This window comes from Anabaena sp. FACHB-1237, from assembly GCF_014696225.1.
Taxonomy (GTDB): domain Bacteria; phylum Cyanobacteriota; class Cyanobacteriia; order Cyanobacteriales; family Nostocaceae; genus FACHB-1237.
In genome coordinates this window covers 46,976-58,604 of the sequence record NZ_JACJPV010000027.1, presented here as the reverse complement: position 1 = coordinate 58,604, position 11,629 = coordinate 46,976, and the positions used below count along the sequence as shown (strand labels likewise).

The window sequence follows — 11,629 nt, the reverse complement described above, 5'->3', positions numbered from 1 at the left end:
ACCTCATGCTACTTGCAAAAGTATGACTATTTCCAGAACTGCTGATAGTTGGTTTATTGCTTTTTCTTATGAACAAGAATGTCAACCAACTATTAAAAAACATGATGCTGTTGGTGTTGATTTAGGTCGGACAATTTTAGCTAATCTTAACCTTGCTGGTATTCCTTATCATTGGTTACATTCTACTGCTAAAACATGGATTTATATGACAGAAGAAGATGCAGGAATAGACGTATACCTGAAAGGTTTAAGCTGGTCAATTGATCATAAAAATAGAACTATGATTTATAATCTTACAGTTCCTTTAGTAAAAAGTAATATTGATGTATGTATTTTCAATTGTGATTATCAACAAATTTCTCCTAGTATTTACAAAATACCTCATCTTTATATTGCATTAGGGGAAATAAAGGGTGGAATTGATCCTGCTGGTGCTGATGAACATTGGAAAACGGCGAGAACTGCTTTATCTCGAATTAGAAAGGCATTTTCTGGAGTTAATTTATCACCACATACGTTTTTTATCGGTGCAGCTATTGAAAAACGTATGGCTGAAGAAATATGGGATAATTTAGAATCTGCTAAACTGACTAATGCTGCTAATATGACAAATGATTTTCATATCTCCTCAATTTGTCATTGGTTAATTAATTTATAAGTATGCAGTTATCAGTATTCACCTTTCAGCAAAAATTAGATAGCAAGTAGCAATAAAATGATATCTTAAATTACATAATTATCATGAGAATTAATTACTATGTTGTCTGTTAATGTTTCCCTAGAAAGTGCTATTCCTGTGGATGAAATTCGCTATGACGAAAAGGGTCTAGTTCCCGCTATAATTCAGGATTATCTCGATGGTACTGTGTTAATGATGGCTTGGATGAATCAAGAATCTTTAACAAAAACTTTGCAAACTGGTGAAACTTACTTCTGGAGTCGTTCCCGCCAAGAATTATGGCATAAAGGCGCTACTTCTGGGCATATTCAAAAGGTGCAAAGTATTCGCTATGATTGCGATAGTGACGCTTTATTAATAGGTGTTGAACAATTAGGTGATATTGCTTGTCATACTGGAGAACGTAGTTGTTTTCATCAAATTGATGGCAAAATTACACCTCCGCCTGGGGATACATTATCCCAGCTATTTGATGTAATTTGCGATCGCCGAGATCATCCTAGTGAAAACTCCTATACCTGTAAACTTTTTACTGAAGGAGACAATAAAATACTCAAAAAAGTTGGTGAAGAAACTGTTGAAGTAGTGATGGCTTTTAAAGATGATCAAGAAGATGCGATCGCAGGTGAAGTAGCAGATTTACTTTATCATCTATTAGTAGCCTTAGCACACCATAAAGTAGATATTAAAGCAGTTTATCGTAAATTACAAGAGCGTCGCAAGTAACAGAAATAAAGAACTTGTCGTTTGCCAAATTAAATGACCAAAAATCTGGTATGCAAGCCCCGTCCTTCTAGGACGGCTTTTCTTGATTTTTAATATACTCCTTTAATATTTCTAATGGCGCACCTCCTACAGAAATGGCAAAATGGCTTGGACTCCATAATGCTTCTTTATTACGGACAAAGACAAACAGAGGTAGCAGCCAAACTAGGTAAGTCAATTTGAACAGTACGCAGACTGGTTAAAAAATGGGAGGAACAGGGTTTAGCTGCACATATAAAGCAGGGCGTTTTCATTCTCAAAAATTTAGCAGAAGTAATTGTGTTGCTTCTTTCTTTTGTTTTTAAAATATCAGTAAATATTTTATTCACATTTTATTCACGACTTACGCAACTGGCACATTGGTATGAGGATCAACTGAAATCACCAATTGAGAATTTGTTGAAATCAGCAGGTAATATTCTCAATTTATCTATAGCAATAGTTACTGAAGTACGAGAAAAACTACTTTCAGGAAGACCTGATATTGGAGTTATAATTAATGGTCTTTTAATGGGACACATTGAAATAAAAGCCCCAGGAAAAGGTGCAGATCCTAGTAAATATGAATTACTTGATTTACTTTGGGTTTTAGATGCTACAGTAGATTTATATCCTAAGTTATCTTCTTTATTTGATGAAGTGATTAAAAGTGAATTGTTTGCAGCTACGGACTTTCCACAACCAACAGAGTTAGAAAAATCTAATTCTTTAGAAGTTCAGAGTGAGTTACCATTTTTAAGTTTGGAAGAAATAGATTAGATGAAGAAGATAAGTAAATACTTTACTTCAAATTATATGCATCCTAAATCAAATATTATTCCTATATCTAACTATGTATTCTTGGTTCTGGATACAATGTTGATAATAATTCACTTTCAACTTGAGCTAATTCATCTAATCTCGTCATTACTGTATTTCTATCAAAATAAGTATCAGCTAGTACCCAGTATGTACCAAAATGTCTGGCTTCCGATGCCATTAAACTGCGGTAAAATGCTGCTAATTCTGCTTCTGGACAATTAGCAGCTAGTAAACCTAAACGCTCATGACTGCGAGCTTCTATTAACCCTGTCACTAATAAAGAATCTAAAAACCTGTGGGGTTCTTGACTACGTACCTGGGCTTTTAATCCCGCTCCGTAGGGTGGTGGCGCAAGAGGTCCAATAGGTATATTACGTTTTTCTAACCATTGGTTCACTTGTTCAAAGTGTTCTAACTCTTCACGAGCGATCGCTGTTAACTCTCTTACCATTTTTACATTTGATGGATACCGAAATAGCATATTTACTGCTACGCCTGCGGCTTTGCGTTCACAGTGAGCATGATCTAATAAGATAATATCTATATTAGCGATCGCCTGTTTTATCCATTGTTCTTTTGTTGGTTGTTTAAGAACATTAATAGTTGGTGTTGGTGAACTAATCATTGTTTTACATTTATATATTTTGCTCTATATTAATTTTTGACATAGCTAGAGCATCATTCCAAACCACAGGAACACAACCAAACAATTGAGCTAAAAGCTTTTGTTGTTGGTTTGTGGGGTAAAAACGGTACTGATATCTAGCTTTCATGATTAGTGCTACAATTGGTTGGTAGGTTAATTATATATTGGTTTGGGTAAAATGACAAGTATTTTTAGGCGTGAAAGGAATAGCGTTACGGACTTAAAGATTCATTTGATCTGTGTTACTAAATATCGTCAGTCCGTATTTACCGGAGAAAGTATTGATTTGATTGAAAAATCATTTCGGGAAGTTGCTGAAAAAATGAATTTTCAAGTGCTTGACTTTAATGGTGAAGAAAACTATATTCATGCACTTATTGAGTATCCGCCCAAGCTATCTATTTCCCAGATAGTAAATGCTTTAAAAGGCGTATCTAGTCGTAAATATGGGCAAGCTGGCTATAAAAAACCCCATAAAGAAGCATTATGGAGTCCAAGCTATTTTGCCATTTCTGTAGGTGGTGCGCCATTAGAAATATTAAAGGAGTATATTAAAAATCAAGAAAACCCGTCCTAGAAGGACGGGGCTTGTATCCCAGATTTTTGGTCAGATGTCAATAATCTATGTATTTGCTTGATTTATAGAATCTGACGCACTCTACTAGGGATATTATTAGCTAAAAACCTTAGCTGCTGCGGCTATACCAGCACCAGGAGTAAAGTTATCATAGCCAACTTGAGGAAGTGCTACTTCTAAAGCAGCGATACAACTAAGGATATCCCGATCGCAAACAAAACCCAAATGGCCAATACGGAATATTTTATTACTCAGATGATCCTGTCCTCCAGCTAAAGCGATGTCAAAGCGTTTTTTCATCACTGAACGCAATTTATCAGCTTCAGCTATTTCCACCGCCGTAATTGCGGGACTTGCACATTCATCTGCCGCATATAAAGGTAAATTCAATGCTTTCATTGCGGCGCGGGTAGCATTTTTCTGACGTTCATGGCGAGCGAAAATTGACTCTAAACCCTCTTTTTTCATCATTCCCAAAGTGGTATGTAATGCCACAATTAAATTAACTGGGGGTGTGAAAGGAGTGGTATTTTTAGCGGTAGACTTGCGATATTTGCCTAAATCTAAATAATATTTGGGTAATGTGGCGGTTTTGTAGGCTTCCCATGCTTTAGGGCTAACAGAAACGAAACCTAAACCGGGGGGGATCATATAACCTTTTTGTGAACCGGAAGCAACTACATCTAAGCCTAAACCATCCACGTTTACATTGTAAGCTCCCAAGCTGGTAACAGCATCCACTATAATTAATGCTTGTCCATGTTTTTTCACATGACTATTAATAGTTTCCAAGTCATTAATTACACCTGTGGATGTTTCACTATGGGTAATAATAACAGCCTTAATTTCTTTGTTGGTATCAGCTTCTAATACTTCAGCAAACTTTTGTGGATCTAAGGGTTTTCCCCATTCAGCAGTAATAGTTTCTACATTTAAACCAAAGGCTTGGGCTACTTCTACCCAACGTTCACCAAATTTACCATTATTACCCACTAATACGCGATCGCCAGCTGACAGAAAATTAATAATTCCTGCTTCTACCGCACCGGTACCACTGACATTTAACATTAAGACATCGCTAGTAGTTTGATGTAACCATTTGAGGTTTTCTGTCACCTCAGCCATCATACTACTAAATTCGCCACTACGGTGGCCAATGGGATGTTTAGCTAATGCTAATAAGGCCGCTTCTGGAACTGGAGTTGGTCCAGGAATCATCAACATTAATTTATTGTCCATTTATTTGTCCTTAAATTCCCATATAAGTAATTGGTACAATAATGAAAACACAAACTAGACACTTAAATACACTTTTAAATATTATTTCTTATATATGGGTATTTTCCCTATATAATATTCCTTTGTGTTGTGTTAGCACGTTTTCCTTATGAGATTTTGTATCTTAGCATAGAAGTAGCTTTCACTCTGAGGTAAAAGTAAATTACAATTACAGCAACGATATTCAACTTCCATGTCAGCAGCAGCAAATATTTATTTGTTCGTAATTTGTTTGTAGCGACAATCAAGACAGTCGCTACAAAACATAGATCATATATTTTACATGATTGAGTAATTATTTAGTAAATAAATTGGCGATCGCTAACGCCGGATCTGGTTTTTTTACCAAAGATTCTCCTATCAGTACAGCCGAAGCACCTGCTGTTTTTACTACATCCAAATCATCCGCATGATGTAGACCAGACTCACTCACTACCAGAATAGCCTTTTCTTGTAATTGTTCACCTCGCATTTTTAGTAATTCGCAAGTAGTTTGAATATCCACAGTAAAATCTTCTAAATTGCGGTTATTAATTCCCACCAAAGTAACACCATTTAAAGCCAATACTCGATCTAACTCTTCTAAATTATGTACCTCTATCAAAGCTGCCATTTTTAAATTATTAGCAATTTTAACAAAATATTGTAAATCTTGATCATTCAAAATTGCCGCAATTAATAAAACCGCATCTGCGCCATTAATTCGCGCCCAATACATTTGATAAGGATAAATAATAAAATCCTTACATAATAAAGGTAAATCTACAGCATTACGCACTAAAGACAGGTTTTCAAAACTACCTTGAAAGAATTTTACATCAGTTAGCACTGATAAACAACTAGCTCCCCCAGTTTCATAAGATTTAGCAATTTCCACCGCATTAAAATCTTCACGGAAAACACCTTTACTGGGAGATGCTTTTTTTACCTCAGCAATTAAAGCTGGGTTAGTTTTCCCGTGACGTAAAGCGGCGATAAAATCACGAGTTGGAGGTGCATCTAAGGCTTTTTTTTGTAGTTCTAGCAAAGGGAGTTTTTCCCGCATTTGCGTAACTTCTGTTTCCTTATGCCAGACAATTTCCTCTAGGATGTTATTGGGTTTAGCATCATCTACTAAGGCTTGATAGCTAACAACAGAAACATTAATAATCGGACTAGGTGGAAAACGACGAATCTTCATATTTTGGTGATTAGTAATTGGGGAGTGCGGAGTGCGGAGTGGGGAGTGCGGAGTAAGAATAAAGAATTTTCTCCCTACTCCCTACTCCCTACTAACTTAATAAAGCTCTCTTGTATGCTTCATCGAGAACTTCCGAAAGAGTGGGATGGGCGTGTACTAAATGAGCTAAAGTTTGTACGGATTGACGATTAGCTAAAGCAGCAGCAGCTTCATGAATTAAATCAGAAGCATGAGGTCCAAATATATGTACACCTAAAACTTCCCCAGTATCATGACGGTAAATTACCTTAGCCATACCATCCACGTCACCATCAGCCAAAGCCTTAGAATTACCTTTAAAATAACTTTTAGCTGTAGCAATTTCAAAACCTTTTTCTAGTCCTAATTCTTGGGCTTGGGGTTCTGTTAAACCCACATAACTTACTTCTGGATGAGTGAAAGCGGCAGCAGGTATACTGCGATAGTCAACAGTTTTTTCTCTACCCATCATATTTTCTACTGCTATGATACCTTGAGCCGATGCAGCATGAGCTAACATCATTTTTCCAGTAGCATCTCCTATTGCCCATAAATGAGGGACAACCTCACCATTAGCAAGAACTTTCATATTGTCATTAACGGGGATAAAATTGCGTCTATCTAATTCTACCCCTACTGATTCTAAACCGAGGTTTTGGGTAGCGGGAACACGCCCTGTAGCCACCAAACAAGCATCTACCTCTAAAACTTCCAAATCTTTCTTAGTTTCAAAATCAGCCAATTCTATGACCACAGGTGAACCGGGGATAATGCGTTTAGCGTAGATACCCACCTTAGTTTCAATGTCACGAGGTGTAATTAATACTCGTTCTGCTAACTTAGCTATATCTCGATCAAAACCTGGCATTAAGACATTAAGAGCTTCAATCAGAGTAATTTCCGAACCTAAAGCCGAGTAAATATCAGCAAATTCTAAACCGATGTAGCCACTACCAATAATAGCGATCCAATTGGGGATACTTTCTAATTTTACGCCTTGATCGCTAGTAAATACTGTTTTGCCATCTACTTCTATTCCTGGGGGTACAAAAGGCACAGAACCAGGGGAAAGGATGATATTTTGAGCAGTAATGGTTTTTTCCCCACTATCAGAAGTGATGGTAACTTTTTGTTTACCTGCTAACTTACCCCAACCGCGAATAATATTCACGCCTAAACGTTTAAGACTGTTAGTTAAATCGCCTTGAATTTTAGCAACGAGATTATTAGCATGGTTAGCGATCGCTTCCCGTTCAAAAGCCACACTACCAACTTGAATCCCCAAAGTCTTTAAATGATGGGCATTTTTTAATTCTCTTACCTTACCTGAAGCAGCTAACAATGCTTTAGAAGGAATACAACCGCGATTAACACAAGTTCCTCCCATATCCCCAGATTCAATAATAGCAGTTTTTAAACCGCAACTAACAGCGTGTAAAGCTGCGCCATGGCCACCGACACCAGCGCCAATAATCACTAAATCATAATCAAATCCAGAACTCACGTTAGTTTCCCCGTTATTTTGGTTAATGTTGTTCAACTTTACTTGCTATCTTGCTATATTGTAAAACTTTGCTGATGATAGTTTTTCAAATATAGTTACATAGTTACTAAAAATATCAGGACTTACGCAACTAGCACATTGGTAGGGTGTGGTTCGACAAGCACACCAACCACGTCAGACAATATAAATCATGTAAATAACCAAATTGTTGATATCTGACGCACCCTACAATAAATTTTTTAGCGTGACACTTGCGTAAGTCCTAAATATAATCAAATATTTCTAGCTTGGTAAGGCTTACACCTTGCTGCTTTAAATACAAGCGGATCTATTAATTTTCTAGGAAACATAGACTGTTTATGACGATTTTTAACCATACCCGACACATTCAAATCTTCTAAAACGATAACTTCGTTTTCCCTAACTATTTTGGTGGATAGTTTGTGCAAAAAGTCTTTCCGGGTATCAGCTATTTTGTTATCATAAAAAAGATTACAAGAAAACTAATCAAACAAAAAAAATGACTAATACAGGTATAGAAGAACGTGCATATTGGTTAGCTTGGTCACAAATTTCTGGGATTGGTCCAATATTATTACAAAGACTAAAATCACATTTTACTAGTTTAGAAGTTGCTTGGAATGCTAGTAAAGGAGAATTAATTAAAGTTGAGGGTTTGGGTAGTCAAACATTACAAAAAGTAGTGGAACAGCGATCACAAATTCATCCCCAAGAACTATTAATTAAACATCAAGAAATTAACCCTAATTTTTGGACTCCCGCAGATCCAGAATATCCACAAGTCTTAAAAGAAATTCCCACCCCACCATCAATATTATATTATCGTGGTGTAATTGATATCCAAGAAAATTTAGGTAAAAAACTCTTAGTAGGAATAGTAGGAACTCGTCAACCTACAGAATATGGCATTAAATGGACTCAACAAATTAGCACTGCTTTAACAAAACATGGTTTTACAATTGTTTCTGGTATGGCTGAAGGAATAGATACCGCAAGTCATACAGCAGCTTTAAAAGCAGGAGGAAGAACCATCGCAGTAGTAGGAACTGGAGTAGATGTCATTTATCCTTACAAAAATCGGGAATTATATAAAGAGATTTTAGCATCTGGTTTAGTAATTAGTGAATATCCTGCCAAAACTACACCTAATCGTAATAATTTTCCCCGCAGAAATCGCATTATTGCTGGTTTAAGTCGGGCAATTTTAGTTATGGAAGCACCTTTAAAATCAGGTGCTTTAATTACTGCTACTTATGCAAATGAATTTGGTAGAGATGTTTATGCTTTACCAGGAAGAGTAGATGATCAACCATCTCAAGGATGTTTAAAATTAATTAGTCAAGGTGCAGGTTTAATTAGTCAGCAATTGCATGAATTATTAACTGTATTAGGTGCAATTCCTCAAATAGATATGGACACAACAATAACACAAACAATAGATGATAAAATATTTAATAAAATAGATCCTCAAATTTCTAAAATATCTAATTTATCACCAGAATTACAACAGGTAATTAATACTTTAACTTTGGATATTTTACCTTTTGATTTAATTGTCCAAAAAACAAATATGGATGCAGGTTTTGTTTCTAGTTGTTTATTAGAATTAGAGTTGATGGGTTTAGTTTCTCAATTACCAGGAATGCGATATCAATTAATTCAACACTGAAATATGAAATCCCTGACTTCTCTAAGAAGTTGGGGATATTTGCTATTATAAACGCTTATACATATATATAATATAAATATTATATTAGAAAATAGCCTAAATTTGGCTTATTGCGATTAAATTTAATTATATGTTATACTATGTGACAAAATACATAATATACATCCACTATTACAGAAAGAAATGATACGAAATATCACCCTTTCCGATAAGATATATATGCTGCAAAAATATTGCTCACTATGAGCAAAATTACAACAACTAGTTCAGGAATGTATATGAGTCAAACAGAGATTTTTGAGAAAGTAAAAGCAATTGTCGCTGAACAACTTAGTATTGATGATGCTGACACTATTAAACCACAATCTAGTTTTGCCAATGATTTACAAGCTGACTCTTTAGATACCGTTGAGTTAGTTATGGCCTTAGAAGAAGAATTTGATGTAGAAATTCCTGATGAAGCTGCAGAAAAAATTCTCACAGTTCAAGAAGCTGTAGACTATATCCAGTCTAAAATTGCTACATCAGCCTAAAACAATCTTTAGCTAGTATTATCTGTTTAACTTATGTTAAACTAGTACGATAGGGCGGAATTAAAAATTATAATTTCAAAGTTCTCTAAACCTATAACTCCTTAAAATATGGTTACGATATGGTTTCTTAATAATTTTGAAAACAATGTTTATTTCCGCCGGGACATACTAGCTTCTTGACTTCCTAAATTATTAATAACTCATTGTTAGCAGTTATACAAAAACTAAGAATATTTAGGATTTCATAATATCATTTAATTGGAATTAAGCAAGACTCAGCAAAATTACTGCGTTGATGTCATCTAATGCTAGAATAAATCCTCATAATTGAGTAAATTTAGCACTGTGTACTCGCTTATGACTTACGCAACTAGCACATTGGTAGTGCGTGCCAGATGTCAAAAATCTGTTTATTTGCAGGATTTATGTATCTGATGCACCCTACAACTAACCTATTGTTTGTTTTGTTTGTTCGCCATATTTCGCCATCTTTGTATTAATCATGACAGAATATAAACGTAACCGCGTTGTTGTTACAGGTGTGGGCGCGATTACACCAATTGGTAACACATCCACTGACTATTGGCAAGGACTATTAGAGGGACGTAACGGTATTGACTATATTACTGCTTTTGATGCATCAAAACATAATTGTAGAATTGCTGGAGAAGTCAAAAAATTTGATCCATTGATTTACTTAGAAGCTAAAGAAGCTAAACGGATGGATCGTTTTTCTCAGTTGGGAGTATCAGCAGCTAAACAAGCTTTAGCAGATTCTGGTTTAGTTATTAATGAATTAAATGCTGAAGATGTAGGGGTAATAATTGGCTCTGGTATTGGTGGAATTAAGGTATTGGAAGATCAACAAACTATATATCTAAATCGTGGACCTGATCGTTGTAGTCCGTTCATGATTCCCATGATGATCGCTAATATGGCAGCAGGATTAACAGCAATTCATACTGGTGCAAAAGGTCCAAACTCCTGCTCTGTAACAGCTTGTGCGGCTGGTTCTAACTCTATTGGTGATGCTTTTCGACAAATTCAAAATGGATATGCTAAGGCCATGATTTGTGGCGGTTGTGAAGCGGCTGTTACTCCCCTATCTGTAGCTGGTTTTGCGGCCGCAAGAGCGTTATCTACTCGCAATGATGATCCTGCTCATGCTTGCCGTCCTTTTGATAAAGACAGAGATGGATTTGTCATGGGTGAAGGTGCGGGTATATTAATATTGGAAGAGTTAGAACACGCTTTAAATCGCGGTGCGAAAATTTATGGGGAAATGGTAGGTTATGGTATGACTTGTGATGCTTACCATATTACTTCCCCTGTTCCTGGTGGTTTAGGTGCGGCAAGAGCGATTGAATTGGCTTTAAAGGATGGTAATTTAAGACCAGAGATGGTAAGTTACATCAACGCACATGGTACAAGCACACCAGCAAATGATAGTAATGAAACTTCAGCAATTAAAAAAGCATTAGGCGAACACGCTTATAAAATAGCTGTGAGTTCAACTAAGTCCATGACAGGACATTTGTTAGGTGGTTCTGGAGGTATTGAAGCGGTAGCAACGATTTTAGCGATCGCTAATGATGTCATTCCACCAACAATTAACCTAGAAAACCCTGATCCTGAATGTGATTTAGATTATGTGCCCGGTACTAGTCGTCACCAAAAAGTAGAGGTAGCTTTATCTAATTCATTTGGTTTTGGTGGTCATAATGTCACCTTAGCTTTTCGGAAGTATGTTAAATAGAGTAATTGACAATTGATAACTGGTAATTGGTGATTAGTGATAGCGTAGCGTTAGCCACATCATAAAAGAATGATCAATTATCAGTTGACTCCTCTATTTTCTTTATCTCTTGTTATAAGTGAACCTATCACTAGTATTATAGAGATCCATCTTTGTTGAACATTTAGTTTAACATGGTCAAAATATTAGCTTTATTCCTTAC

12 protein-coding genes and 2 pseudogenes are annotated in these 11,629 nt (G+C 35.9%); 7 read left to right on the top strand and 7 right to left on the bottom strand.

What is annotated here, in order from left to right; all coding sequences use genetic code 11:
* Both H6F32_RS13900 and hisIE read left to right on the top strand, forming a co-directional pair.
* Positions 1-658: AvaI/BsoBI family type II restriction endonuclease (locus tag H6F32_RS13900; RefSeq protein ID WP_277875068.1), on the top strand; the 658-nt coding region annotated here is incomplete at its 5' end.
* Positions 659-757: 99 nt separating this feature from the next.
* On the top strand, positions 758-1,405 hold the full coding sequence (gene hisIE, locus H6F32_RS13895) for a bifunctional phosphoribosyl-AMP cyclohydrolase/phosphoribosyl-ATP diphosphatase HisIE (protein ID WP_190369920.1): 648 nt from the start codon (positions 758-760) through the stop codon (positions 1,403-1,405).
* Positions 1,406-1,472: 67 nt separating this feature from the next.
* Here the strand turns inward: hisIE and H6F32_RS13890 are convergent.
* A pseudogene (locus tag H6F32_RS13890) lies at positions 1,473-1,577 on the bottom strand (transposase); the annotation flags it as partial.
* Between the two features lie 263 nt (positions 1,578-1,840).
* Here H6F32_RS13890 and H6F32_RS13885 point away from each other — a divergent pair.
* A complete protein-coding gene (locus H6F32_RS13885) occupies positions 1,841-2,203 on the top strand; it encodes a hypothetical protein (protein ID WP_190369919.1) in 363 nt (120 codons plus the stop codon).
* A gap of 67 nt (positions 2,204-2,270) precedes the next feature.
* Here the strand turns inward: H6F32_RS13885 and H6F32_RS13880 are convergent, their stop codons facing one another.
* Together H6F32_RS13880 and H6F32_RS13875 are read right to left on the bottom strand one after the other, a co-directional pair.
* Positions 2,271-2,870: a tRNA-(ms[2]io[6]A)-hydroxylase gene (locus tag H6F32_RS13880; RefSeq protein WP_190369918.1), complete on the bottom strand. Its 600-nt coding sequence runs from the start codon at positions 2,868-2,870 to the stop codon at positions 2,271-2,273.
* Between the two features lie 10 nt (positions 2,871-2,880).
* Positions 2,881-3,018, bottom strand: coding sequence for a helix-turn-helix domain-containing protein (locus H6F32_RS13875; protein WP_242031135.1), 138 nt, complete (start codon positions 3,016-3,018; stop codon positions 2,881-2,883).
* A 51-nt stretch (positions 3,019-3,069) separates the two neighbouring features.
* On the opposite strand from H6F32_RS13875, the gene tnpA reads away from it, so the two are divergent.
* Positions 3,070-3,468, top strand: a complete 399-nt coding sequence (tnpA, locus tag H6F32_RS13870) for an IS200/IS605 family transposase (RefSeq protein WP_190369917.1) — start codon at positions 3,070-3,072, stop codon at positions 3,466-3,468.
* 96 nt (positions 3,469-3,564) lie between these two features.
* On the opposite strand, the gene H6F32_RS13865 is transcribed toward tnpA, so the two are convergent.
* The 4 genes and pseudogenes from H6F32_RS13865 to H6F32_RS13850 form a co-directional block, all read right to left on the bottom strand.
* Positions 3,565-4,707, bottom strand: coding sequence for an alanine--glyoxylate aminotransferase family protein (locus H6F32_RS13865; RefSeq protein ID WP_190369916.1), 1,143 nt, complete (start codon positions 4,705-4,707; stop codon positions 3,565-3,567).
* A 334-nt stretch (positions 4,708-5,041) separates the two neighbouring features.
* Positions 5,042-5,926: an indole-3-glycerol phosphate synthase TrpC gene (trpC, locus tag H6F32_RS13860; RefSeq protein ID WP_190369915.1), complete on the bottom strand. Its 885-nt coding sequence runs from the start codon at positions 5,924-5,926 to the stop codon at positions 5,042-5,044.
* Positions 5,927-6,017: 91 nt separating this feature from the next.
* Entirely contained in the window at positions 6,018-7,448 is a 1,431-nt protein-coding gene (gene lpdA / locus H6F32_RS13855; RefSeq protein WP_190369923.1) for a dihydrolipoyl dehydrogenase, read from the bottom strand.
* Positions 7,449-7,810: 362 nt separating this feature from the next.
* Positions 7,811-7,927, bottom strand: a pseudogene (locus tag H6F32_RS13850) (transposase); the annotation flags it as partial.
* Between the two features lie 41 nt (positions 7,928-7,968).
* On the opposite strand from H6F32_RS13850, the gene dprA reads away from it, so the two are divergent.
* The 3 genes from dprA to fabF all read left to right on the top strand — a co-directional run bounded on the left by dprA (position 7,969) and on the right by fabF (position 11,427).
* Positions 7,969-9,138: a DNA-processing protein DprA gene (gene dprA, locus H6F32_RS13845; protein ID WP_190369914.1), complete on the top strand. Its 1,170-nt coding sequence runs from the start codon at positions 7,969-7,971 to the stop codon at positions 9,136-9,138.
* A gap of 278 nt (positions 9,139-9,416) precedes the next feature.
* The gene (gene acpP, locus H6F32_RS13840; RefSeq protein ID WP_190369913.1) at positions 9,417-9,671 is read left to right on the top strand and encodes an acyl carrier protein; all 255 of its coding nucleotides are present in this window, start codon (positions 9,417-9,419) and stop codon (positions 9,669-9,671) included.
* 502 nt (positions 9,672-10,173) lie between these two features.
* Positions 10,174-11,427 (top strand): beta-ketoacyl-ACP synthase II, encoded by a 1,254-nt coding sequence (fabF, locus tag H6F32_RS13835; RefSeq protein ID WP_190369912.1) that lies wholly within the window; start codon positions 10,174-10,176, stop codon positions 11,425-11,427.
* Positions 11,428-11,629 lie beyond the last annotated feature (202 nt).